The 24,839-nt window shown below is 60.0% G+C and carries 22 protein-coding genes and 1 pseudogene; 9 read left to right on the forward strand and 14 right to left on the reverse strand.

The features are described from left to right. Together BLP65_RS14015 and nosR are read right to left on the reverse strand one after the other, a co-directional pair. Positions 1-770: pseudogene (locus BLP65_RS14015) on the reverse strand (TAT-dependent nitrous-oxide reductase); the annotation flags it as partial. A 29-nt stretch (positions 771-799) separates the two neighbouring features. Next, positions 800-2,992, reverse strand: coding sequence for a transcriptional regulator NosR (gene nosR, locus BLP65_RS14020; RefSeq protein ID WP_092998477.1), 2,193 nt, complete (start codon positions 2,990-2,992; stop codon positions 800-802). 667 nt (positions 2,993-3,659) lie between these two features. On the opposite strand from nosR, the gene BLP65_RS14025 reads away from it, so the two are divergent. Then, positions 3,660-4,049: a DUF6746 family protein gene (locus tag BLP65_RS14025; protein ID WP_217632007.1), complete on the forward strand. Its 390-nt coding sequence runs from the start codon at positions 3,660-3,662 to the stop codon at positions 4,047-4,049. A gap of 196 nt (positions 4,050-4,245) precedes the next feature. Here BLP65_RS14025 and BLP65_RS14030 read toward each other — a convergent pair whose 3' ends face one another. The 6 genes from BLP65_RS14030 to BLP65_RS14055 all read right to left on the reverse strand — a co-directional run bounded on the left by BLP65_RS14030 (position 4,246) and on the right by BLP65_RS14055 (position 13,210). Further along, on the reverse strand, positions 4,246-4,893 hold the full coding sequence (locus BLP65_RS14030; RefSeq protein ID WP_092998479.1) for a cytochrome b/b6 domain-containing protein: 648 nt from the start codon (positions 4,891-4,893) through the stop codon (positions 4,246-4,248). Continuing rightward, on the reverse strand, positions 4,890-6,536 hold the full coding sequence (locus BLP65_RS14035; protein WP_245688349.1) for a tetrathionate reductase family octaheme c-type cytochrome: 1,647 nt from the start codon (positions 6,534-6,536) through the stop codon (positions 4,890-4,892). Before BLP65_RS14035 ends, BLP65_RS14030 begins: the two co-directional genes overlap by 4 nt. A 176-nt stretch (positions 6,537-6,712) precedes the next feature. Beyond that, on the reverse strand, positions 6,713-9,001 hold the full coding sequence (locus tag BLP65_RS14040; RefSeq protein WP_092998483.1) for a M48 family metalloprotease: 2,289 nt from the start codon (positions 8,999-9,001) through the stop codon (positions 6,713-6,715). A gap of 121 nt (positions 9,002-9,122) precedes the next feature. Further along, positions 9,123-9,689, reverse strand: coding sequence for a hypothetical protein (locus BLP65_RS14045; protein WP_092998485.1), 567 nt, complete (start codon positions 9,687-9,689; stop codon positions 9,123-9,125). Next, complete coding sequence (locus BLP65_RS14050) at positions 9,686-11,545, reverse strand: glycosyltransferase family 2 protein (protein WP_092998487.1); 1,860 nt, start codon at positions 11,543-11,545, stop codon at positions 9,686-9,688. The genes BLP65_RS14045 and BLP65_RS14050 overlap by 4 nt, the downstream gene beginning before the upstream one ends. A gap of 6 nt (positions 11,546-11,551) precedes the next feature. Further along, on the reverse strand, positions 11,552-13,210 hold the full coding sequence (locus BLP65_RS14055) for a thiamine pyrophosphate-binding protein (protein WP_092998489.1): 1,659 nt from the start codon (positions 13,208-13,210) through the stop codon (positions 11,552-11,554). Positions 13,211-13,500: 290 nt separating this feature from the next. Between BLP65_RS14055 and BLP65_RS14060 the strand changes: the two genes are divergently transcribed. Beyond that, complete coding sequence (locus BLP65_RS14060; RefSeq protein WP_092998491.1) at positions 13,501-14,346, forward strand: TlpA disulfide reductase family protein; 846 nt, start codon at positions 13,501-13,503, stop codon at positions 14,344-14,346. 166 nt (positions 14,347-14,512) lie between these two features. Here BLP65_RS14060 and BLP65_RS17315 read toward each other — a convergent pair whose 3' ends face one another. The 4 genes from BLP65_RS17315 to BLP65_RS14075 all read right to left on the reverse strand — a co-directional run bounded on the left by BLP65_RS17315 (position 14,513) and on the right by BLP65_RS14075 (position 17,431). After that, positions 14,513-14,644: a hypothetical protein gene (locus BLP65_RS17315; RefSeq protein ID WP_281180230.1), complete on the reverse strand. Its 132-nt coding sequence runs from the start codon at positions 14,642-14,644 to the stop codon at positions 14,513-14,515. A 22-nt stretch (positions 14,645-14,666) separates the two neighbouring features. Then, positions 14,667-15,956 carry an HD domain-containing phosphohydrolase gene (locus tag BLP65_RS14065; protein ID WP_139181518.1) on the reverse strand — a complete coding sequence of 430 codons (1,290 nt, stop codon included), beginning with the start codon at positions 15,954-15,956 and terminating at the stop codon, positions 14,667-14,669. A gap of 234 nt (positions 15,957-16,190) precedes the next feature. Further along, positions 16,191-16,877 (reverse strand): hypothetical protein, encoded by a 687-nt coding sequence (locus tag BLP65_RS14070; protein WP_092998495.1) that lies wholly within the window; start codon positions 16,875-16,877, stop codon positions 16,191-16,193. Then, positions 16,874-17,431 (reverse strand): RNA polymerase sigma factor, encoded by a 558-nt coding sequence (locus BLP65_RS14075; RefSeq protein ID WP_092998497.1) that lies wholly within the window; start codon positions 17,429-17,431, stop codon positions 16,874-16,876. The genes BLP65_RS14070 and BLP65_RS14075 overlap by 4 nt, the downstream gene beginning before the upstream one ends. A gap of 166 nt (positions 17,432-17,597) precedes the next feature. On the opposite strand from BLP65_RS14075, the gene BLP65_RS14080 reads away from it, so the two are divergent. Beyond that, complete coding sequence (locus BLP65_RS14080) at positions 17,598-18,038, forward strand: DsrE family protein (RefSeq protein WP_092998499.1); 441 nt, start codon at positions 17,598-17,600, stop codon at positions 18,036-18,038. A 324-nt stretch (positions 18,039-18,362) separates the two neighbouring features. Here the strand turns inward: BLP65_RS14080 and BLP65_RS14085 are convergent, their stop codons facing one another. Then, entirely contained in the window at positions 18,363-19,097 is a 735-nt protein-coding gene (locus BLP65_RS14085) for a hypothetical protein (protein ID WP_092998501.1), read from the reverse strand. Between the two features lie 340 nt (positions 19,098-19,437). Between BLP65_RS14085 and BLP65_RS14090 the strand changes: the two genes are divergently transcribed. Together BLP65_RS14090 and BLP65_RS14095 are read left to right on the forward strand one after the other, a co-directional pair. Beyond that, the gene (locus BLP65_RS14090) at positions 19,438-20,148 is read left to right on the forward strand and encodes a glutamine amidotransferase (protein WP_092998606.1); all 711 of its coding nucleotides are present in this window, start codon (positions 19,438-19,440) and stop codon (positions 20,146-20,148) included. Between the two features lie 11 nt (positions 20,149-20,159). Next, positions 20,160-20,852, forward strand: a complete 693-nt coding sequence (locus BLP65_RS14095; RefSeq protein ID WP_217632008.1) for an MOSC domain-containing protein — start codon at positions 20,160-20,162, stop codon at positions 20,850-20,852. A gap of 26 nt (positions 20,853-20,878) precedes the next feature. On the opposite strand, the gene BLP65_RS14100 is transcribed toward BLP65_RS14095, so the two are convergent. Next, complete coding sequence (locus BLP65_RS14100) at positions 20,879-21,544, reverse strand: arginine N-succinyltransferase (protein WP_092998608.1); 666 nt, start codon at positions 21,542-21,544, stop codon at positions 20,879-20,881. A 414-nt stretch (positions 21,545-21,958) separates the two neighbouring features. Here BLP65_RS14100 and BLP65_RS14105 point away from each other — a divergent pair, with 414 nt between their 5' ends. The 4 genes from BLP65_RS14105 to BLP65_RS14120 all read left to right on the forward strand — a co-directional run bounded on the left by BLP65_RS14105 (position 21,959) and on the right by BLP65_RS14120 (position 24,834). After that, positions 21,959-22,384 (forward strand): hypothetical protein, encoded by a 426-nt coding sequence (locus BLP65_RS14105; RefSeq protein ID WP_092998505.1) that lies wholly within the window; start codon positions 21,959-21,961, stop codon positions 22,382-22,384. A 167-nt stretch (positions 22,385-22,551) separates the two neighbouring features. Then, on the forward strand, positions 22,552-22,827 hold the full coding sequence (locus tag BLP65_RS14110; RefSeq protein WP_092998507.1) for a PepSY domain-containing protein: 276 nt from the start codon (positions 22,552-22,554) through the stop codon (positions 22,825-22,827). 7 nt (positions 22,828-22,834) lie between these two features. Beyond that, complete coding sequence (locus tag BLP65_RS14115; protein ID WP_092998509.1) at positions 22,835-23,512, forward strand: response regulator transcription factor; 678 nt, start codon at positions 22,835-22,837, stop codon at positions 23,510-23,512. Further along, positions 23,509-24,834, forward strand: a complete 1,326-nt coding sequence (locus BLP65_RS14120; RefSeq protein ID WP_175452593.1) for an ATP-binding protein — start codon at positions 23,509-23,511, stop codon at positions 24,832-24,834. The genes BLP65_RS14115 and BLP65_RS14120 overlap by 4 nt, the downstream gene beginning before the upstream one ends. Positions 24,835-24,839 lie beyond the last annotated feature (5 nt).

Consider the following 24,839-nt stretch of genomic DNA (forward strand, 5'->3'; position numbering starts at 1 on the left):
GTCTCCGCCAGGGAGATCCCTTCGCCACGGCCCTGATAGCAGGTGGATGCTGCGTACTTGCCGGTGTAATCGGCGTCGGTATTGTCCAGATTACCGTCGACGATGACCTGCCAATCGACTTCCATCGTTTCGGCGTTAAGTGCACTAAACACGGTGAAGTACTTGGAGGGATCATCCAGGTCGCGGCCGTCGTTGGGTTGCGGGATCATGAACTCGCCGTTGCAGAAGACGTATTTGGTATAGGGCGCCTTCTGGGGCCGCAGACCATGCACGGCGGTAATGTTGGGGATGCGGGTGACCCTGTCTGTCTGCATCACATCGCAGCGAATGCGGCCGACGCGGCTGTTGGCCTTGTCGTTGATGAAGACGTACTTGCCGTCGTAGGTACCATCCTTGAAGCTCATATGAGGATGATGGGTATCCCCGTTCTGGAAGTGGGCAGTATCCCCCAGTACCCGTTTACTCTCGTTGGTGACACCCCAGCCGGTGGCACCGTCAACGTTGAACATCGGAATGCGCATCAGCTCGCGCATGGAGGGGACACCGAGAATACGCACCTCGCCCGATTGACCGCCGCTCCAGAAGCCGTAGTACTCATCCAGATCGCCGGGATGGACCGCTACACCGTTTTCGTTGTCAGCCGCAAAGGTTGCTCTCGGCAGCAGGCCGGTTGCCAGGCCCGCACCAGCCACCCCCGAAAAGGCTGTCGCACCCAGAAATGCACGCCGGGAGACCTTTCCGTTTTCGTTGTTTTCGTTATCTTGGTTCATTGTTATTGGTCCTCGTCGATCGATAGAAACTAGGCCCCGATGTCCGCCTTGTGCTTTTTCGGCAGTTCCACCGCAACCTCCCGCTTTGCCATTCTCATCTCTTTACGTTTACGCCGCTCCACCAGGGGCGGACACTTGTGGTCATTCCAATAGGTGGCCTGGCAGTCCAGGCAGAAGTGACACTCATTGGGGTTGATCTCACCCGTAGGGTGAATGGCCTGCACCTCACACTCCTTGGCGCAGACCTGGCACGGTTTTCCGCACTCCTTGCGCCGGCGCAGCCACCAGTCAAAAAGGCGCAGCCGTGCCGGTACCGCCAGCGCCGCTCCCAGCGGGCAGACGTATTTGCAGTAGAACTTGCGATTGACCACCGAAATGGCGAGCAGAATTACGGCATAAAAGACATAACTCCACTCCCGCTGGAACTTGAGCATAATGGTGGTCTTGAAGGGTTCCACCTCTGCCATGCGCTCGGCAGCGCCAATGGACTGCAGGGAGACCCCGAACAGCACCACCAGAATGATGTACTTCACAGCCCACAGTCGCTCATGCACCAGCTGCGGAAAATCAAACTGCCTAATCCCGACATAGCGCGCGATCTTGTTCAGCAGCTCCTGCAATGCCCCGAAGGGACACAGCCAGCCGCAATATACGCCGCGCCCCCACAGCAGCAGCGTCAAGGCAACATATGACCAGAGGATGAACATCAGCGGATCCAGAAGGAACGTATCCCAACTGAAGCCATGGAACACCGCATCGGTAAAGGTCAATACATTGACGATAGAAAGTTGGGCAAGGGTGTACCAGCCGACGAAAAATACCGTGAAGACCAGGAACCCATTGCGCACCAACCAGAAGAGGCGTGCACGGCGCACCAGCCAGTCCTGGAAGAAGAGAATGGCAGTGAGCAGCAGGAGGGCAGCACCCAAAACACCGATCTGAAATGGCTTGTCCTTCCAGATGGAGACCCAGATCGCCTCCTCTTCGTCAGCAGTGGCGGCAGCGGCGGGTTCGGGCCGTTCAACATATTCGTCCGGCAGCCGGTACTCGGCGCCGAAAGTGCTGAATATTCGGTCCAGGGGACCAACTTCACGCATGACGAGCAATTCCAGTTGCCAGTCGCGGCCCGGGTCGAAACCGCTCTCCTCGCGGATGATGAAGATTCCCATCTCGTGGAAGTCCGGGATCCCTTCCGCATACACATCACTCAGGCGGTGATAGTCGGTATCACGAAAATTGATCGTCGTCCGGTCCTGCTCTATTTGTATGCGATCAAAAATGCCGCCGCGCACGTAGCCGGAACCCTTGAACGAGTATGCGCCGTTGGCCATCAGTGCGACGGCGTGCTCGCCCTCCTCGAGAGTGCCCATCAGCCACTCGTACTGGGAATCTCCCAGCAGGTTCTTCCCGATGGTCGGCGGATTGAGGTGAGTGTAATAAAGGTTGATTAAGGTATGGCAAGGATCATCCGCAGGCAATTCGGCACAACCGGGCGCCGGCTTGGGCCCTTTGCCTTCCCCGTCGGTGCCCGCAAAGGCAGCTTCGACAGATTCGAAGTCAAGATAGAGGCGGCGGACACTGCCGTCGCCGGTAAGGGTCTCCCAGTCGGCATCCCGATAGACATCCTCGAGCACCCGGCCCGGCTCAGCCGTAACCTGCTGGATCGGTTCGATGATGCCTCTCGAAACGGCGAGCTTGCGAGCACTGCGCATGATGCTCTGGCCCACTACTACGACGGTTACCGTAGCACCACTGACCGCGTCCACATTGATGTCGGTTTCCTTGCCGCCACCCCCGACACGGACACGATCACGGACGCTCAGGCCAACGTACTGCTCGGCAAAGTCAAACAGCTTCTGTTCGGGAATACCGACCAGCAGGATGGGTTCGTGGTGTTCCAGCACTTCCGTACCGGTGATTACCCCGGACGTATCCATACCCACCAGCAAGTTGACAGGCTTTCCGGAGTAGGCGGGAATACGCACCACATCATCGGTTACCAGGAGATAGCCGAGCAGTTCATCGCCACGATATGCCTCGGCGGCAGAGGGTTCTCCGGAAAATTCGGAATAGCGGTCCGCCTCGGGAAAGAAGTCTTGCGCCTGGGGATAGAGTTCGTCGGCCGTCTGGGCCTGTGCCAACCCAAACGTTAACAGCAACATGAAAAATAGCGCCGCCCGCACCCATCGCCCGATCAATGCCGGACTCTCCGAAGCTTTCATCGAAAACACTCTACGCCCTGATGAAGTTGAATGCGGCGGATGTACTCCGTGCGCTGCTGTCTGCTGCTGGCGACCCGGTGCCGCCAGTGAGTGCGTGAAATGCCGCTGTCGCGCGTCAACGTATGTCATTTGCCACACCTGTGTCAATGTGACCCCACACCAGGGCGGGGAAAAAAATCGGGGGTTTTCGGCCACTTTTCCTGAAAGGGAGGCGACGACGATTGGCGATGATCAGCCACTATTGCTATCGCGACCTCCTCATGCGGTCCGTTTGATATATCCAGAAAGCGTTGCACTCACCTTTTGATTCAAAGGGAACGGTGCTCGATGAATCCGACTCAAGGTCCGCCGATGCTCGTTTGCTGTGGGAGTGAAATCACCCAAGCCACTCTTCCAGTTCGGAAAAATCGCGCCTGACGAAAGGCATCGGGGAGAGCTTTGTGTTTAATATGACCAAGAACGCTGGCTAAAGTTTGGACTTACCAAGAGTTCAGAGGAGTGCCCTGGCTGCGCCCTTGATATGAATCAACACGGAACGGGGGGATTATATCCCGAACCGGACCCCGGTATTCAAGCTCTTTTTGGATGAACGGTGTGAGTTCAAAATGGCGTTGACTTCACTAAGTGATACTGATTATCATTTAGGTTCTTAACAACGGAGATTGCCATGAAACAGCGCCAATTTTATTGGATACCCATACTGCTCTGGGGCCTTCTCGGCTTGGGCACGAGTGGCATCGCTTATGCCGAACCGATTGATCACTTCAAAGGGGAACCAGCCAACTCCCTCGAACAGGCGCTGGAGAACCTTGCCGAATACAATCAGAAACTGGAGGCGACGCTATCGGAACGGGAGCTGAACGCCACGTCGCTGGGGAACATCCACCAGTACACCTACACACTGGAAAACGCACTGGGGAAAATTCACGAGGAGCTCCGGCAACTCGCCGACACTCTCGAAGAGGTGCATATAGCATCGGAAACCAACGATACCGAAACCGTGCTGACCAAAAGCCGTGAGTACCTCTCTGTATCACGGCAGGCGATTCGTCATTAATTGCCCCGCCCGCCGCTTGGCAGCCCCGGATCAATGAAGAATAAATAACCACGGGGTACACGGGGACCCGGGGTAAAACAGGTTGTTCGGTTTTTTGTTCCCCGTGCGCCCCGTGTACCCCGTGGTTCGAATTCAAGGAAGGAATCGTTGAGTTCTTCAGAAGAAGAATGCCAGCATCCATTATTCCAGGTGCCGGTCAGGGCAGCTTGCCCCGTTCGCCGAGATAGGCCGCCTCCGCTTCTGTGAGTTCCACCTCGTCATAGCCATCCAGCATGGGTCGCAGGTGGTGCCAGAAGGAACCACCGATGGTGAGCAGGTAAACGTGCACCACCACGAAGGCGAGTATGGCGTAGGCGGCGAGCAGATGAATTGCTGCCACCCAGCCGAGGGCGCCGGCATTGCTGGCCGGCTCGGCCCACAGGTTATAGGTGAGATAGCCGATCCCGGTGATCCAGACTGCGGGGAAGAGCACCAGCTTCAGGGCCAGGTAGGCGAGCGCCTGAAGCGGATTGTGTTTGCGCCAGAACGCCTTGCGGTAGGGGTGACGCTCGCCCTTGAAGATCCCGTAGGCATAAAAGCGGGCCACCGCCCACAGACCGTGGGTGGTGGGCAGGTAGTGGCGCCAGGCACCGGTGGTGAAATGCCAGAAGATGGCCAGCAGCCACAAGACGATGAGCGCGGTGGCGGACCAGGAGTGTAGACCCGCCGCGGTCTCGAAGGTGATCGTGTGGTGGACGCCGTGGACGGCCAGTCCGGTGAACAGCAGAGTCATGATCAGCAGCATCTGCGCCCAGTGCCAGAAGCGCTCGAAGCGGCTAAAGACCATTACACGGCGTCGGGTCATGTTGCCCTCCTCCGGGCAGCCGAAATGAGGCGCAGCAAAGCATGCAGCAGAACACCGGCCAGTGACCCTCCCATCAGCAACAGACCAATCCGGTCCGTCCAGCGTCCGTCACGGCCCGGCAGATAGAAGCCGCCCAGGTCGGCCAGGCGGCCGTTGTCACTGTGGCAGGCGGCGCAAGCGAGGGCCTCCTCCTTCGGCGCCACCATGTGAGTTATAGGCCAGTACGAATAGGTCTCGATAAAACCGTGCTCGCCGCTGTAGGGGATGTCGTTCTTTTCCATGCCGCGGGCGATGGCCCGGCCGAAATCGTAGTTGCCCCAGAAGGCGTCCGAATCGTCTCCCCAGAGGTGCATGTAAACCAGCGTATCATTGCCTTTGTCGTACGGCTGCACGCTGTGCATTCGTTTGAAGGGCCAGATGCGCGCGGCAGGGTCGTCGGCCGCACCCTCGAAGCGATTGATGGGAATGGGGGCTTCATCCGGGTCGAAGCGGGTATCGATGGTCGTATAGATCATGCGCCCATCGAACCAGGCATAGCGGGGAACGATGTTTTCATCGTACTCGAAGCTCCCCTTGATGGATTTGTAGGTGGCACGGTGTTCGCCATTGCTCTGGGTATAGTTCTTCTCCTTGTAACCCACCCCATCGCGGATGCGACCGGCGGTGCGCCAGTCCCAGAAGGTCATGGTGGCGACTCCGCCGCGGGCCATGGCGGGGATGTGGCACGTCTGGCACGCCACCCGGTCCACATGGTCGTTGAGCTTGAGCCCGGTGACTTCGGTGTTGGCGTGGGGCGCCGTGCCGTGGCACGACTCACAAGTGGCCACATCACGGCGCATGCCGGGCTTGCCGGTCCCTCCGGTGTCACGTGCCACCACGTTATAGCGGCTACCGGCCCAGAGATGCTTTTCAGTCACATGGCATTGGGTGCAGGGGAAATTGAGCCCTTCGGCGTCCATGTGCACGTCCAGGGCGCGGGGCGGTGCGCCGAGGGAGGAGTCGAGGTCGCCATGCTTGACGCCATCTCCACCACCACCGAAGAAGTGACAGACACCGCAATTCTCGCGCCCCGGCTGGCCCACATCCTGCGCCACGAGAGCCCAGTCGAAAGGCTCCTTCCCTTCGAACATGATGGAGCAGGCCTCGTTACCCGTGGTGGGCGGAGGCCGGTAGTAGCTGCCGGTGCGATCATGGCAGATGAGGCAATCGATGTTTTCGGCACGGGTAAAGTCGAATTGGTTGTTCTCCCAGTTGTAACCGGTGTGACACTGGGCACACATTCCTTCGTTGCCGCGCGCGTTGGTGCAGAAATTGTTCACCACATGCCGCTTGCCCAGCAGCTGGTCGGTCTCGGGATGGCGGTACTCCCAGGTCCAGTGAATGGACTGCATGAGCTGATCATCCGCCTCGGTATGGCATTCGAGACAGGCGCGGGTCACTTCAGGACCGCTTGTGAACGGCCCCTGCAACTGCTCGAACTTGCTGTGGTCGGCCGTAGAACCGGCGGCATCGATACGTCGGGAGGCGGAGAGTGATCCTTCGCTATGGAAGGTCATGTCAGAGTCGACAGCGCTTCCTTCATCGATAGTGGCAGACAGCGGGAGGGGTAAAAACGCCAGTGGTAACACCAGCCACAGGGCCAAACAGAGCAACTTGCTTGGCGATTGCGAAGCAAAAGTTGCTGAAAAGTTTAACCGGAAGACCTGCACCGGTTCCGCCTCTTCTTCCTGTAATTACCCTACTTTACCAATCTTTTTAGCTGCGCTCCATCGGTTTTATTATCGCACACCCGAACAGTCGGAGATCAAGGTTGCGGTGCTCAGTAACTGCCAAGCAGGCGCTTTTCTGCAGAAACGGCCAGTTGGGCAAGCCGGGCGAGGATTCGCTGGCGAATAGCCTGTGTGCGGGAGAGAGCCATGCCGGCCACATCCAGCAACCCGTAGGGATCGGCTCCATCGAAATCACCGTTAATGGCGTGCTTTGCCAGATTATCCCCCACGACCGGCACACCGAAAGGCCAGGGGGCTTCCCTCAGGTTGAGCCGGATGGCCATCAGGAGCTGACTCACATCTCTGGCGCGTTCGTCGATGCGATCTTTGAGAGCACTATTACGTGATGAACCATAGCTGAGCAGCAGCTCCAGAATCGTCGAATGCATATGCAGTGAACGGAGCTTGGGCAGGACTTCGTCAGTGCGGCGAAGTGCTGCGTGCAGTCGCCCGACCTCCTCCTGGAATCGTTCGGGTGCGCTGATGCCGAGGTAAGCGAGACCGATTGCCAGTCGCTGTGACGGTGCCTGGACCAGCTCCCGCAGCTTCCTGGCGGTCTTCTCCTCTTCACTCTCGAGTTTTCGGCACTCGACGTGAATGTTCTCGAGGTCGACCTTTCCCTCGGGCAGGGGAACTCTTGCATTCACCAGAACTTCCCGGGCATTGGCCTCGATCAGCTGCCGCTCGATCTCGAAGTAATACTGCAAAGTGACGCGATTGCCGACCTGCTCCTCTTTCGAACGGTCCGCTGCTTCCCGGAGCTTCTCCCGCAGCACGGTTGCGGTCCCCTCGGGAAGGAGCTGATGGAGCGGTACCGGTGCCCGGTGGAGGTCGAGAAAATAACTACGAAGCAGACGTTCAGCGCCGGAAGGTTCGGAAACAACGGGGATGAGCCGGTCAGAAGTTATCGGCGTGAGCAAGGTACTCCGGTAATAGAGATAGCTGGCCCTCCGGTTCAGGAATTCGAAGCCCGACACGAGTTGGCGTGCCGGCCGTTCATCGAAATAGAGGGCCGTTTGGGGGCTTTTCTCGATGCGCCGTATGCGCTTGAGGTCCGTGGGACGGCAACTCTCCACGCCGGCCGGTCCATCCCTCACCACCGTGCGAATTTCCGCCTGAAACTGCTCTGCCTGTTCACGGGCAAGCGACAGCGCGGCGATCGGCAAGCGTTCTGTTAGCTCTCCCCGTTCGATCCAGTTGCGCTTTTCCTGCTCCGCCGCCGCCTTGAAGGCCATTTCCAACAGATGCTGCATGGACAGGGTGCCGCGGAACGTCTCACTGCCGCTGAGCCGCGCCTGAATACTGTCCGAACGAAACTGCAGCAGTTCGAGCGGACCGGCAGAGACGACGGTTACGATTTTCAGAAGACCCCGGTGGAGTTCACGGGCAAGGGCCAGCAGTTTACCTCCGAGGTGTCCCGACAGGGCACCCGGTCCCGAATGCTTTTTCAGCCTTGCCAGCAAATGGTCCAGTTCATCCCTGCCAAAGACCGCATGCTGCAGGCGTTGGTGGCTGGCCCGAACGAACTGGGTGCGCCGCGCCGCCTGACTCCGGCCCAGATATCCAAGCTCGCGCCCCAGCACCCCGGCGAATTGCCGGATGGTCAACCCGCCGATGAGGGTGAGTCCCAGCTGGAGCGTGGGGCGTCGTGTCGGGATCTCCGGCAGGGCCCCGAAGTCCAGGGCAATGCCGGCACCGCTGTCCAGGGCAATGTGAGCGGGCACAGGTGCATCGGTCTTTTTGCAGACTTCACTCAGAAGTTCATCCAGAAGGGGCGCCTGACCCGGCTTCAGGGCGATCGCCGAGACCGTGCGGCCGGCGGGCAACAGTGGTTTGATGAGTAATGCAAGGAATGCAGCACCAATCAACGCCGGCAGTGCGTGGAACAGCAGCCCTGCCAGGCCGAACGTTCCGTAGAAATCCAGATTGAAAACCAAATGGTAAGCCAGGGCAGCGAAGAGCGAGGTCAGTACCAGCAAATGGACCAGCCAAAGAATACCCACCACCAGTGCCGCACCGGTGATGTTCATGCGATAGCGAAATCCGGCCGGTGGTGCGATGGTGTCGAGATGCTCCTTTTTCTCTTTTTTCGAGGTACTGTCCCGGGGCTGCGATTCCAGTTTGGCAACGGCCCCCGTCCTGGCGATGGCCGCCAGCAACCGTTGCCCGTCCTCAAGTCTCTCGACCGTCTTCAGTACACGCGGTTTCCCTGAAAAAAGAGACTCGATATCCGCCGCCGACCGGCGGAACAGGCGGGAAAGACGGCGCTTCACCTGATCGGGATCCTTGCCGTCACTGATTTCGCCGTCGAACAGTACTCTGTAACTTTCTGCCGCCATGGCCCTTCATCCGGTTGGCCGTTGACTAGCAAGAAAACATATGACGGCGGAGGGCCGGAGACGTGAAACTGGGTCACAGTTTTTCCAATTGGTCACTGAATTTCATGGATACGGGCGTAATTCAGCCTCCGCTGGGCGGGTACGGCCCCGACTCTGCATTGTAGGCGACGTCAAATTCCGCCAGCGCTGCCTCGAGATCGCCCTCGGCACCGATGCGATCCCAGAACTTGCGGAAATCCTGTTTGGCGTTTTCTAGGCGAAACTGCATCTTGTTGGGCTTGCCGGCAAGAAACAGTTCAATGTTGGCGGTGACGGTTTGCACATAGTCGAGCGCGACTTCGTGTGCCTGGTTTTCCAGGTCCTCGGGCAGGTAGAGGTAAATACCATGGGCATAGGCGGACATGATCAGGCCCGGGTCGAGTCGCCTGGCATAACTGCGGGCAACGGCCCGCGGATCGCGCTGCAGGTGGACGTAAAAAACCTCACGCGGGTAGCGCCGCTCCATGCGTCCCAGAAACCAGGAGAGCCGGTTATCAGACTCGATGTGTCGGGACGGGTAGTCCAGGCGATCCGGTCCGAGGCGATCGACCCGTGTCTCGTGACCACTGCTGTAGTTGGTGATATGCCGACAGGCCCGCTCGAAGGTGGTCGAACCACAGCGGCCGGTGCTGAGGACGAAGACGTTCACGTGGCCACCTCCGCGCGGTGATGTTCGGCGAACCTGCGTCGGCGCAGAAGCGATTCCCAAAGCGCCCGGTCGCTGCCGTAGCCGGCGATCGCCCTCTTCATGGCCTCCAGCCTCCGGCGGCGATGCTTACCCGATGCAATCAACGCATGGCCCTGCGCGCCCGGCCCGAAATTGTGTTCGATGTTTTCAAAGAAGTGCCGGAACCGCCGCCTTGCCCCCGCCAGCTCGCTCCTGCCGTGCCACCAGTTGGCGGGATCGTCGAATCGGGCCCGTGCCTCGGCAAGCCTCGCCTGGATATCCAGACGCTTTCCGGCATAGAACCGTTGCATGCGCTCCTCGACGGACTCCATCACCTCCCCTACTTTTCGATCCGACAGGGGAGTTCCGGGATAGCCCAGTGCAATCAACTCACTCACCGTAAACAGCATGACGTCACCAAAGAATTGCCTCTCAAATTCCCCGGACAGATCGACACAGCCCTGCCCCCGTTCGACGCCGGGGCGGAATTCGGACTGCTCATCGACAGTGCGGGTGTGCAACAGAGGAAGATTGGTGGCGACAAACTGGTCACCAAGCTCGGACTGGAGCAGCCGGCCGAGGGTAGGACCTGCCATGCGCAGCTTGAGGTCGGCAAACGGAATAAAATACTTGAGTGCCTCGCTAGTGAGCACATAGTTTCCGGTGTAGACCGTGCGCGCCGGCGCCGCCGTTGCCACCGCATCGGAATAGCCGTAGTCGGTCGACCGCGTGGGGTGTTCACCATCGAAGAAACGATCGAGTCGACCGGCAAATTCGTTCAGTATGGCAGTGTGATCATGGACTCCCTCGAGAGCGCACCGATAGGAGTAGGCGCCCTCCTCGCCCTGAAAGCCGAACAGTCCGGCCATGTCATGGTAGGCCGCGTCTCCGCCGGTTTGCGCAGCCGCATGGAAACCACAGGACCGGTCGGGGTCTGCCGCGGCCATGGCGTTGAGGAAGGCGATGACGTCGACGAGAAAATTGCCGGCCATGACCGCCGGGGAGACCGGCGGGTCGCCGACCACCTTGCCGGTGGCAACCTGAATATCTCGTTCCGTGAACAGGCGATCCAGGGCATGGAAGTAATTGAGGGCCGGGAGTTCCTCGTCTCCTCCCGGGCGCGTGACCCGTATCCGGAATTGTTCATCACTGTCCACGAAGAGGAACAGCGCCGGGTCCGGCCCGGACCTGCCGGCGGCAAACAGACAGGCCAGATTGCGCGTAACGGAGGCGCCCTTGTGGTGCATGCCGGTCCGAAAGGGCTCCCCCAGGATGGAGACGAGCCGGGTCCGCTCCTGTGCTGAAAGAGCGTTGAGGAGCCGTTTCTGCGCATCGGCACCGAAGTAGATACCCTCGAGCCCCCGATGCGCGAATGCTTCTACGATTTCCCGGTTGCGGTCGATGATGGAGACATCTTCGGAGTCATCCGCCACCACTGCGACGATCTTTCTGAAACGTCCGTCAAAGCCTCCGTAACCGAAGGTCCGGCACTGGGACAACAGGCTTTCGAGCACATTCTGCAGGTGCCGGGGCCGGTCAGCGACCGGGATGATCACGAAAAACCGATGCCGGCGGTCGACTCCGCGCTGCTCGATCACTCTTTCCAGTTCGCGAAAGGCGTGTTGATAGTTTCCCAATATCTCGTGGTCAGGTCCATCGGACCACATCGCTCGCTCGATCAAAGGCAGACTGGCTTCGTACAGCGTGATGAGGGCCCCGGGATCCGGCCGATCTTCCGCCTCAGCGTGCAACCGCTGCCACCGCTCCCCCATCTCCCGAATGGCGGGGTCGCTGACGAACTGATCAAGCAGGGTGCGAAGTGCCCGAGGTGTATGCATAAGCCATCAACGCCTCGAGTTGTAGGCGGGAAAGGCGTCCCGATCAATGATGATTTCAATGAGATTGATCCCCGCATCGAAGTCCAGGGCGCCGAACGCCTCATCGATATCCACCTCGTGGCGAATGCACTGATAGGCGATGCCGAAAGCCGCCGCCAGTTGCGCGTAGTCGGGATTGGTGAAATCGCAGTCGATGAAGCGATCTTCATACCGCTGGTGCTGGTTCTTGCGGATCAGGCCGAGGGTGCCGTTATTGAACAGGATCACGGTCAGCGGGATACGGTAGTTGACCGCCGTCATCAGCTCCATGCAACACATCTGGAAACCCCCATCTCCGAGGATGGCGAAGGTCTGTCGTTGTGAGGCAAACCGGGCGCCGATCGCGGCGGGAATGGCATGGCCGAGCGACGAAATCCCGGAATTGGGGTGGTAACTGGTGGCTGGCGAGGCACCCAGCAGGTTCTGCGCGAAAATGATGTTGTCGTCGAAGATCTGGTTGTCGTCCGTGAAGTGCTGGTTGAAACGGCTGAAAAACTGTTCCACCAAAGTGAAATGATGGTCCTCGAAGAGGGTGAACATCGCATCGCCGTCGATCGCGTCCAGTTGCCGACCCGGTACCGGTGCGGTTGCGGATGTTCCGCCCCGCAGCCGGGCCAGGATCCCCTCGAGTGCGTCTCTGACATCTCCGACTACGGCGACATCGGCACGAAACACCTTCTCAATCTGCTCGGGATTGCGGTCGATCTGAATGATCTTCCGGTTGTCCGGCAGCTGCCGGTCCCAGAGATAACTGGTACGTTCGTTGAAGGTGGCGCCGAGCACCAGAAGCAGATCCGCATGCTCGACGATGTATTCGTAGGCCCGGCCGCCGGAGGTGACACCGAGGGTGCCGAGCGACCGTTCGGAACGCTCATCGACGATGCCCTTGCCCTTGAGCGTGGTCGCGACCGGGAGAGAGAGCACGTCACTGAGCTGTTTGACGGCCTCATGCGCACCGGACTGTATGCAGCCGTAGCCTGCCAGAATGACCGGATTGCGGGCAGACAGCAGCCGTTGGACCACATCATCCAACAGTGGATCATCCCGGCGCCGGGGCGAGGCATGCCGCGTCGTGCGAACGGTGTCCAGCAAGTCGAGGTCGATACTCTCCTGCTGCACATTGAACGGAAAGCTCAGCAGAACCGGTCCCGGGCAGTCGGAGAGCAGGGCGTTGCTCGCCTGGTTGAGTACACTGGGCAGATAGTCGACCCGCTCCACCAGCCGGTGGTACCGGGTAATCCCGCGGAACAGCGTTCCCTGGTCAATCGCCCCGCCCTCCCCGGAACTCTCCTGGAGTCCCCCCTTGCCGAATACCTCGGTGGAGGACTCGCCGGTGATGATCAACACCGGCTGGCGGTCGGCATAGGCATTGGCGATTCCGGTCACCAGATTGGTGGCACCCGGGCCTGCCGTGGTAATACAGGCACCCACGCCTCCGGAAACGCGGGCGTAACCGCCGGCCATGAAGGCGGCACCCTGCTCGTGTTTGGCAAGGACACTCTTGATGGAGGAGTCGTACAGGCAGTCATAGACCGGCAGAATATGCGCCCCCGGCATACCGAAAACACATTCGATGCCGAGCCGTTCCATGTACCGTACGATGAATTCGCTGACCTGAACTTTCATAGGAAAAAGGAGACGTTGGTGTGTACCCGGAGGAGATACAGAAGTTTCAGTGAGGTTTGGGGCACCTTTTTGCCATCGCTCGCGGAAAACTACAAGCGAAAACGACTCCACAATCGTGGTTCCCTCGAAAATACCGCACGAACAAGGTGGTTATGATTACCGTTCCTGGTTCCGGTTCAGGGCTACAGCCGGATGGCTTTGTCCTATAAGCTGACAGCGGCCGAGGCGGCGACCTGCCCGAGCATTCTGTTCGGCGGCTCCTCTGACTTTTATACCGAACAGGACACTGAATGCTTTCCGTGAGTATCGGCCCCTTCGCTACATCCTTCGATCGTCTCCTGCCAGTGGTAGCCGTGATCGTCGCCTTGACGGTCGGTGCTCTGCTGGGCCGTCGCCGCGGTGTCGCGACCGGCGGTACGCTGCTCAACCTGGTGTGGATCGGGATAGTGGTGGCGCGGATTAGTTTCGTTTTGCGCTATGCGGATGAATACCGCGGCGATTGGCTGGGCGTACTGGATATCCGTGACGGCGGCTTTGATGTCGTCAGCGGCCTGGCCGCGACACTTGTTGCCGCCGCATGGATCCTCTGGCGGACACCGGCCGTTCGGAAACCACTCGGGGCCGCATTGCTGGCCGGCGGGCTGAGCTGGGGCTCCATCGCAGGCGTGGTAACGCTGATCGATACCCAGTCGCGTGCGATGCCACAGGTGGCACTGCAGACCCTGGGCGGTACGCGCACCGATCTGCAGACGCTCTCCGCAAACACGGGTCAGCCCATGGTGATCAATCTATGGGCAACCTGGTGTCCCCCCTGCCGGCGCGAGATGCCGGTTCTGGAGGCTGCGCAGCAAGAACACCCCGACATCACCTTCGTGTTCGCCAACCAGGGTGAAGGAGCGGCGCAGATCCAGCAGTTCATCGACCAGTTCTCACTGACGCTCGACAACGTCGTGCTCGATCGAGGGGGCGCTCTGGGCCGGACCGTCGGCTCGATGGGTTTGCCGACGACCCTCTTCTACGACGCTGACGGGCGCCTCATCAACAGCCATACCGGTGAACTGTCACGAGCGACCCTGGCCCGGGGCCTCCGGCGATTCGCCAGCCGTGGGACGAATGAAGGCTCCTTTGAGGATTGATGCACGGAAACACACCCTCAGCTGTTACTCCGCCCCATATTGAACTATCGAAGCATCCCGCCGAGGTCGGCGACCAATTCAGTAAGCAACCGACTTACCCGGGCGGTCTGCTCCGCCCTGTCTGCCGATTCATTGTCTACCCCGGTGAATATTGAGCAAATCACGATCACTCCGAAGCGACTTCACTCTGTTGTTCGGCCGCATGAGCGATATGGATATTCATCGCGATGATGCATGCCACCGCGCTGCTGATGGCGTCCAGTGCCTCACCACCGCGATCCGCATGACCGATAGTCACCTTCGCCTGCTGCTGCGTCGGATCACCTGGCTGATATCAATCCCTCATGGAGGTTGGACAAGAAGGCGTCATACTCTTCCGCAGCCACTGCTTGTGCACGGGCACGGTGACGATCCACCTCCTTGAATCGCTCGAGCAGTTTGCCAACCACGGCTCTGTCGATCACGTGGCGAGCGGCCTTCTCCTCCATTAGCGACGCCAACTCCTTACGACAGGCCGCACCGCGGTAGGGTCGCCGCTCCGAAAGGGCCGTGAACATGTCGGCCACGGCGACAATGCGGGCCCCCAGCGGGATTCGGTGCCCCTGCCGTCGACCCGGATAACCGCTGCCGTCGAGCCGTTCGTGATGAAACGCCGCCCACTGCGCCACCTCCTCCAATCCCTGGATCGACTCCAGGACGTGGTAAGTGTAATAGGCGTGAGACTTGATGACCTGAAACTCAGCCTGGCTGAGCCGACCCGGTTTCTCGAGGATTTCCGAGGAAATGGCCAGTTTACCAATGTCATGCAGATAGCCGGCCACTTTGATTTTTTCACGTTCTTCGGCGCTGAAGCCGACCATATCCGCCAGCATCGCCGAGACCGCCGCCACGCCGCTGGAATGGGTAGCCGTGAAGCGGCTCCGGAAATCGATCACATGCGCCAGCAACTCCGCGAAATCCTGCAGATCGTCCCAGTCCAGCTCAATGATGAAATTCTGCGTGGAACGCCTTAACAACTGATCAATGGAGGGGGAAGCCACGTCCAGCCAGAAGTACTCCCGCTGGCCCAGTTCCATGAAGGCCTCCACATGCTCGGGATGGAAGGTACTGCCGCCGTGACAGGACACGGTCCGGGATATCCGCTCGACCTGTGAGAGCACAGGCTGATCACGCAACACCAATGTATCCAATCGGTCGGCCAGGTGCAGCAGGTGTGTAGCCTCGGACAGGTGCGCATTGGCACCATTTTGCCAGGGCATATGGTGATGACGAACAATATCGGCCACCTCGAAAAAATGGCGGAATTTCCGTAACAGAAGGTAGCCTATTTTACCGTGGCGATGGATGTCAGAGCCTCCATCTTCGAAGCACAGCAGTTCATGGCGCTCGGTCCGCGACAATGCGCCGATATCATGCAGAAGACCTGCCATCACCACTTGTTGGCGCTTCTCCGCGGACCAACCCAGCTCCTGCGCCATCCCCAGCGCCATGTAGGCCACCCGCTTCTGGTGCCCCCCGACTTCGGGCGCCACCAAATCGATGGCAGTGGATATCGAGATCACCAGATCGAGAAGATTGACAGTCCCCCTACCAAACGTCGCTGAACGCACACCCCACCCCGATTGTTCTGAAAATATGTCTGCGGCAGCAGATGCCGCAATGATAACGCGCCGGCGTGACGGATCGTTAACCCGCTGCCAGGGCAACCGAATACTTTGAACCGGGTGAGTGCGTTCACCTGGGAGCGGCCCTGAAAAGGGGCCTCCGGCGATTCGGCATCTATTAAGCGAATTTATCTCGCGCCTGTCGGACCTCCTCTCATGCTGGATTAAGGTCCGAGATGCCTATGCCTTGATGTAGTGCCAGCCATTCTGTAGTCGATCGACGATATGATCCACCGCAGAAGAAGCACGCACTGTCCCCTCTATCAGTTGGACCCGCTCTCCCTGCCGTTCGAGACGGGCGATGGTATTACCGCAAGCAAACAGCCGCAGATCGGGATGCGCACCGATGAGTTCACGCACACGGCCGGCATCAGCGGAGCGGTCGGATCGCAGCAGGTCCAGGGCCTCGGAGTGGGCCACCAGCTCCACCCGCTGATAGCCCTCCGCCAGCAGAGTTTCCACCCGGTCCAGCGCAGCGCGCTGGCGCGCCGGATCGGCATCCATGATATGAACAATCACCTGGTCAGACTGGCCCTGGCCGGTTCCGGCCGAGGACGGAACACCCACCACCGGTTCGGGGCCGATGATTCGACCGGCAAAAAAGCCCACCGCCAGCAGAATCATGGCCGCGGCTACTGTAAATCGGCGGCGCCGCCTTTGGGGCGGGTACTTCTCCCTCGAGGGTGGCTCGGCGTCGTCCCAGGCGTGGGCGACCAGGTCGCGGGTGATCGCCAGACGCGAGTGCGCGACACGCAACCCGGGCTCGTTTTCCAGCCGTTCCAGCAAGGCGGCGCGCTCATCGCCGTCCAACTCCCCGTCCAGCAGGGCATTGATGCGGATCTCGTCGAGTTCGCTCAGGCTCTTCATTTCACACTCCGTAGACGGGCGGATTCCATCGTCTCCTGGTGCAGGTTTAAAAGTCGGGATTGCAGGGCGCGACGGGCACGACAGAGTCGACTCATCACCGTGCCCACCGGGACAGACAGCATACCGGCCACTTCCGCATAGCTCAGTCCTTCCAGGTCCACCAGCGACACCACCTGGCGCTGACCGTCAGGCAGTTCAGCCACGGCCGCACGCACCAGCGCAGTGATCTGGCCGCTGTTTCGCAACTGCGCAGGACCCAGGTCCCCCGCAGGAAGGCGGTGCTTCTCCTCCTCATCCAGCTGCTCGGGTCGCCGGCGGCGCAAATGTTCGCGCCAGCAGCTGTGCAGTACGGCGAACAGCCACCCGTTGAAGCGGTCCGGATCCCGGACCTGGTGCGCTTTCTGCAACGCCCTGGTCAGGGTTTCCTGGGCCAGGTCATCGGCGAGCGCGGGGTCCCCGGTCCAGGCCAGCGCCATGCGGTAGAGCCGCTTTCGGCTCTCCGCCAGCTGGTGCTGCGTCTGCCTGGCCCCGCAGAACCAGTCGAACACGCTCATCTTGCTGTTTCTCCTCCTTTGCGGACGCTTGGGGCGCCTCGTCACAGCCCCGTTTGGCATGGGCTTGCGGGAAAGATGCACGAACCGGGGAATAAATTCCATGGCAGCGGCATCTCCCTGCCTGAGGCCGTCACCAGAACGGCTCGCCACCAAAGGAGCAATACCCATGAAGATACTGAGCACGGGGCTTATCGCCGCTGCCCTCATCACCCTCGCCGGCCCCGCCGCCGCCGAACGCTACGGTGAGCAAAGAGTGGTCTATCACGTCAACGACTTCGCGAGAGCCAATGCCGCCCTGCGTAATATCGGCAACCATCTGGATGCCACCGGCGATGACCGCACCGACATCGTCGTAGTCACTCACAGCGGGGGGATCAACTTCCTCCTGGACAATGCCCAGGACCAGAAAGGAAACACCTTCGAAATGGGTGTTCTGGAATTGGCCAAACGGGGTGTTGAGTTTCGCGTTTGTGCCAACACCCTGAGCGCCCGCAATCTGGACGAGGGCGACTACTCGATGCTTGAAGAGGTCATCGAGGTGGTTCCCTCCGGTGTTGCCGAAGTGGCTCATCTTCAGCAACAGGGCTATGTCCACCTGAAGCCATAGGCGCGGGCCGCACGGCAGTCGAGCCATTTGGCCGAATAGCTCGGCTGCCGGACTATGGCTTGCCGACAGATTCACCAATAAGCGGGTTGTGCGAACGTCGAAAGTCCCGCCTTGGGTAGTATGACCCGCCCATAGCTCGTTTCAATCCAGCACAGCGGTGGTATCGATAGCTCTTCGTTGTGGCTCAATAGGTCGGGCTTTAGCCCGTCAACAGCGAAATGAACAGATAACTGCGGGGGGCCGAGTCATGGTCACAGCTACCCGGACGCGAAAACGGCGGGATAACCCGCCGTTCCGCTTTTGCCAACATCCAGTAGATTCAGTTCAGAAGCGAAAGCCCAGCTTCGCACCGTAAGTGGTGGCATCGCCGGTCTTGTCGGCCTCAACCAGAAAATTCATCAGACCCAGGTTGAAGTTCATTCCGACAAAAGCCTTGCTCTGGCTAAAATCCTCTTCCTCAAGCCTGACCGATTCAGCACCGGTAACATTTTCGGGGGTGCTGGTCACCCACACCTGGCCGATTCCCGCATAGGGAGTCGCCATCGTAAGACCCTTGGAGACCGTCAACTCCAGACCCCTGGTGTTCAGATCGAGCTGGTCGACGCCCTGCAAGGTGGAATAGGTAGCGCGCACGGCCACAGCGGGGGTGGCGATACCGCCCTCGAGAAGGGCGTAACGAATTTCGGCCCCCAGCAGTTTAATATTAGTACTCGGCACCGTGGCATAGGAGGCACCCACATCGATACCGAAGGGGAGCCCCTTGTGGGCATGCAGCTTGGCAATCGGCAGGGTATCGAAGTTGTCATCACCGCTCATCGCCAGCTCGAAAGTCTCCGGACTCTCCAGCCTGGTGGCGGTCACCTCCATCCCGATATCGAAACCGGTCGTACCCATGGGCTCGGCCGGAGTCAGCGCCTTGTAGCTCAGCGCCGAACCCAGGTCTTCCGACACTTTCCGGAACTCATCCTGGCCCAGTTCCTGTAACTGATCCAAATCCGCCGCATCGACCGAACCGGCTGCGGCAAGCAGGGACACAGCAAGCAGTGTCACTTTGTACATATCGAGATTCCTCCAAAAAACCCAGGCCCCGCCGCTTCACGGGAATACAGCGGCTTGTCAGCGCAGAGATAACAAAATGGCTTCACAAGAAGCACGGAAGCAGGCCTTTCATCCTTCTCCGGAAAAAACGTCTGCTCCCATATTATCCCCGGCCCCTTAGGTCACTAACAACAAAAATGAGAAAAAATGAGACCCAGTGACAATTTTCCGGATAAAAAGTCGGGTCACTGCCGTTTGCACAAGCAGGCATTGGCGGTACGGTTCCTGGGGTTCGAGAGGAACCCAACACACTATGTCCTGTAGGATGTCATTCGTACACATGCACATGGAGAACGCCGGAATGAACACCTCTTCTGCACCGCCACAGGTGACCGTTGTCCGCCACATGGCCTTCGAGGATCTGGGCGTCTTTGCGGACGTCTTTAGGACCCGCGGGCTCATCCCTTCCACCATCGATGCAGGAGTCGATGACCTGGCCCCTTTGGAAGAGGCCGATCTGGCTGTGGTACTGGGTGGCCCCATCGGTGTTTACGAGACCGACCGCTACCCCTTCCTGAAACAGGAACTCAGCCTGCTGGAGAAGCGCCTCGCTGCGGGGCGTCCGACCCTTGGAATCTGCCTCGGTGCACAGCTCATCGTTCGTGCGCTGGGGGGACGGGTCTATCCCGGCGGCAGCAAGGAGATCGGCTGGGGGAGTGTACGACTGACGGAAGCGGGCAAACACTCCTGCCTGGCGGCAATCGAGACACAACCGGTGCTGCACTGGCATGGCGATACTTTCGATTGCCCGACAGGTGCACAGCTGCTGGCAGGCACCGAGCTCTATCCCAACCAGGCGTTTTCCTACGGCAGCAATGTCCTCGCCCTGCAGTTTCACGCTGAAGCCGACAGCCGCCGCATCGAACAGTGGCTGATCGGGCACACCAGCGAGCTCACCACAGCGGACATCGATGTACCGACCTTGCGCGAGGCCAGTCAGGTTCACGGCGAGGGGCTGCGTGCGGCCGGTCGCAAACTGCTGTCGGACTGGCTCGATCAGATCGAATGGTAAGCAAGGATCTTGTGCTTCCAACCGTTCGCCTGCTCGGCTTACGCAGGGGCCGCGCGGAGCCGTTCGGTCCGGGAAGTGAGCCAAGTGCCATCCGCAAGCAGCCCTTTGCTGCCCGGATACGGGTTACCCGTCTCGGACTGGTGGGAGATGAACAGGCAGACCGGCGCCATCATGGTGGACCGGACAAAGCCCTGCACCACTACCCCGCCGAACACTACGCCAGCTGGCGGGCGAAGCTTCCCGAACTGACACCGCGAATGGAAGTGGGTGGATTCGGCGAGAATCTCTCCACTCTGGGATTGCACGAGGAGAACGTCTGCGTGGGTGATATCTTTCGCCTGGGCAGTGCCACTATTCAGGCCTCGCAAGCCCGGCAACCCTGCTGGAAACTCAATATCCGTTTCGGCCTGCCCGACATGGCGAGGCGTGTCCAGGATAGTGGGCGCACCGGATGGTACTACCGCGTCCTCGAGGAGGGAGAGACAGGACCGGATGACACCCTCGAGTGCATCGAGCGTCCACACCCGGACTGGACACTCGGGCGGGTACTGCACACGCTCTATCACGATTGCCTCAATGGTGAAGCCCTGTCCGCCCTGGCCGGATTGGAAGCACTCGCTCCCGGCTGGCGGACACTGGCAGCAAAGCGTCTTTCCAGCGGAGTAGTCGAAGAGTGGTCACGCCGACTCAACACGCCTGACTGATTACCTACACCGTCGCCGCACCCCGGCTACTCCTTCAGCTCGATGTGAAGCTTCCCCTCCACCACCTCGATCTCCTCCACACCATCCGCAAAGGACTGCCAGAATCCCGGGCTGGTGCCGAATTCCTGTACCAGGTCGATGTTTTTCAGGTTGCCGAGCCAAGCATTGGGCACGGGCACACCCCAGAGACTGACACCCCTCAGGATAATTACCGGGCGGCCCTGGGCGTAACGCATCTCCATCCCTGCCGTGACCCTGAGGGTTCTCCCGCCAAGGATGGGGAAGTCCGGATCCAGCGGCACCAGCAACTCGGCGCTGGCGAGATCGTCGGACAGATCGATGGCGAGACGGTGGGCCAAATCCGTGTTTCTGGCCAGCAAGGCATTCAGCTCCTTTTCTGTCAGGGCAATCTCGCGGCTGGCGCCCTCCTCCGAATAGGGTTCGGGGCTGGGCGGGGAGCGGCCCTCGCGCGCGCTGCCCCTGGCGGGGTCAAGACGTTGCAGCTTCTGCTCCAGGACCCGCTCCTCTTGCTGATCAAGGGTGACCGGCTTGAATTCGCCGGGGAAGAGTACGACAAAGATCAGCCACAGGGTAACGCCCACCGAGAGCAGCACGGTAAGAAGGACCAGGCCGATGATCTTCCATGTGGAAATCGTTTTGACCGGGGTGGGTTCCTGGTTATCGGAGGTCATTTTTCTTGCCTCTGCTTCGGAGAAATGGTGCATTTAAAGAATGCACCCTACGAAACCCACAACGCGTAGGGCGCATTCTTGACGCGCCGCCTTCGTGCCATAAAACCGATGGATTTTCAGAGCGCACCAGCCATCGCATGAGGGCTCAACCAAATGCGCCGGCCGGCCCCACTCGCCTCCTGCGATTACCCCTGATGGTGAACCCTGTTCAATGTTTCGGGAAACCGCAGGCCCCCGGGTTTTCAACAGAAGTCCCTTTTACTGTAACCCATCTATACCCCTCCATGTTTTTCGTTCAGCTGCCGTTCAGGGTCCCCGGCATAACCTGAGCCTCAACCTGGAAAGAACAACGAACGTTTTTGTTCTGACAGGAAATGGGGACAACACCGTCCCAGCCTGAGAAGGAGACTGACCATGAAAAAAAGAACCTGGATTTCCACCCTTGCCCTGGGTGTCATTCTCGGCACCACACTGGCCCTGCCCGCCACCGCTTCGGCCCACGAGTTCGGCAATGAGCGGCCGGCCAAGGTGTTCAAGATCGCCGGGCGTCACGGTGATCTGGATCGCGGCCACTGGGAGCGCCGCAAGGTGACATCGCACCACAATTCCAAACACCGTTCCAAACACAACAAACGCGATTACAGAGACCAGCACCGCCACGGCCACAATCGCCGGGACTACCGCCCGGTGAAGCGGCACCGTGGATACGGTCACAAGCGGGGACACCACAAACAGCGTCATGATCGCCGCGGCTACCGTCCGGTGAGACAGCATCGCGACCACCATCGCCACCGAGAGGATGGCGTGCGGGTACACATTGACTACGACTTCCGGTTATAAAGGGACATCTAACACATCTAATAATCCAACGCGGATTTCGTTGTGCCCTAAACACAGTGGCCGGAAGCGTGACTTCCGGCCACTCTTCACAGGAGTGAACCCACGTTGGAAAAGGTCGGGCCACTAGCTGTATTCTCATTTCCGTGGTTAAACCCGGTATACCTGCGATGAAACGATTTACCGCCGCAATGCTTCTGTGCCTGGCCCTCGGCGCGCAGGCCCTCCTGGCGGCGCCCGAGGGGTATGGATCAAACCGTGTCACGGTAGCCCAGGCCTCGGGCATGACCCTCAAACAGGCGGCAGCACAGGTACGCAGGGAGACCGGCGGGCGCATTCTATCCGCCGAAACGGTGCGAGAGAAAGGCCGCAAGGTCCACCGAATCAAGGTGCTGACCCAGGATCAAAAAGTGCGCATCGTCCGTATCGAGGCCAACGGGAGGTAAAGCCGGCATGCGCATCCTGCTGATCGAGGATGAGACCACACTGCTAGAGCAGATCCGCCAGCATCTGGAGGCCGGCGGCCATGCCGTGGATACCAGCGGCGACGGCAAGGAGGGACTGTTTCTTGCCAGCGAGTACCCGGTGGACCTCGCGGTGGTGGACCTGGGCCTGCCCGGCATGCCGGGGCTGGACATCATTCGGGCCCTGCGCGCCCGGGGCTACGACATGCCCATCCTTATCCTTACCGCCCGGGGCAAGTGGGAGGAGAAGGTCACCGGCCTTGAGTCCGGGGCGGACGACTATCTGGTCAAACCATTCCACATGGAAGAGCTGCTGGCACGGGTGAAGGCGCTGCTGCGCCGCGCCACCGGCACCGGCCGGGATGAGCGGAGTTTTGGTCCGCTGCGGCTGGATACCAGCGGACAGAGTGTCAGCCTCAATGGCACACCGGTGGAGCTGACGGCCTATGAATACCGCCTGCTGGAGTATCTGGCACGCCATCCCGGAAAGGTGATCGCCAAGGCCGAACTGGCCGACTACCTCTACCCCCACGACGATGACCGCGACAGCAATGTAATAGAGGTATTGATCGGTCGGCTGCGACGCAAAATCGATCCGGAGAATAGCACCAGACCCATCGAAACCCTGCGTGGACGCGGTTACCGCTTCAATCTGGAACCGACGTGATCTCCCTCTCGACCCGAGTGAGCCTGAGTGCGGCGATGGTGCTGGCGATCTTTATCGCCGCCACTGCCGTGGCGCTGGAGCGTGCGTTCGAGGACAGTGCCCGTTCAGCGATGCATGAACGGCTCTTCGCACAACTTTATCTGATCATGGCCGCCACCGAGGTGAACAGCGAAGGAGAGCTGCAGATGCCTGCGCAGTTGGGTGAGCCGCGCCTCAACCTGCCCGGTTCGGGGCTTTACGCCCGGATCGAACGGACGAAGGGAGAGGTACTGTGGCAGTCCGTTTCCGCCCTGGGCCTGGAACTACCCACCCGCTCCACCACGGCGCTGGAATCCGACCGGTTCACCCATTGGCCACCCGGTGAGGAGGAGTATTTCCTCGCCACGCTGGACATCGAATGGGAGAGCGAAGCAGGCAGCATTCCCTTGACCTTCAGGGTGATGGAAGCCCCCGACGCCTTTCACCAGCAGATGACACGCTACCGCCACAGCCTATGGGGCTGGCTGGGGGCTATGGCCTTTTTGCTGTTGCTGGCGCTGGCCGGTGCGCTGGTCTGGGGGCTACGGCCACTGCGTACCGTCGCCGGGGAGGTACGGGCCATCGAATCGGGGAAGCAGCAAAGCCTGCAGCGTGATTATCCGAAGGAGATCCGCCGCCTCACCGACAACATCAACGCCCTGCTGCACCACGAGCGGGCACAGCAGCTGCGACACAAGAATGCCCTGGCCGATCTCGCCCACAGCCTGAAAACGCCACTGGCGGTACTGCGCGGTCTGGGCGGAAGCGAGCGTTCACCCGTTATCGACGAACAAATCGCCACCATGGACAACATCGTGCAGTACCAGCTGCAGCGGGCCTCCACCGCCGGACGCTCGGCGCTGGCCACGCCCGTCGACGTGGCGCCGCTGGCCGAACGGCTGCTGGCCACGCTGCAGAAGGTCTATCGCGACAAAACCGTCGAGGTAGAGAAGCAGCTTGATGGCGACTGTCGCTTCCGAGGTGACGAAGGCGATCTGATGGAGCTGTTGGGAAACCTGCTGGATAACGCCTGGAAGTGGGCCGGAAGAAAGATCTGGCTACGGGTGGAAGGTGGAGATCACGATAGCCGGTTCACCATCACCGTAGAGGATGATGGCCCCGGCATCGAGGCAGAGCGAGCCGAACAGGTGCTGGCCCGTGGCGTACGCCTCGACGAAGCCACACCCGGACACGGCATCGGCCTGCCGATGGTGCGTGACATTGTTACGGCCTACGAGGGAACGGTGGCCATTGAGCACTCCAGCCACGGCGGAGCACGCATCGTGGTCCGGCTGCCTCAGTAGGCAGA

The sequence above is a fragment of the Thiohalomonas denitrificans genome, from assembly GCF_900102855.1.
Classification (GTDB): Bacteria; Pseudomonadota; Gammaproteobacteria; order Thiohalomonadales; family Thiohalomonadaceae; genus Thiohalomonas; species Thiohalomonas denitrificans.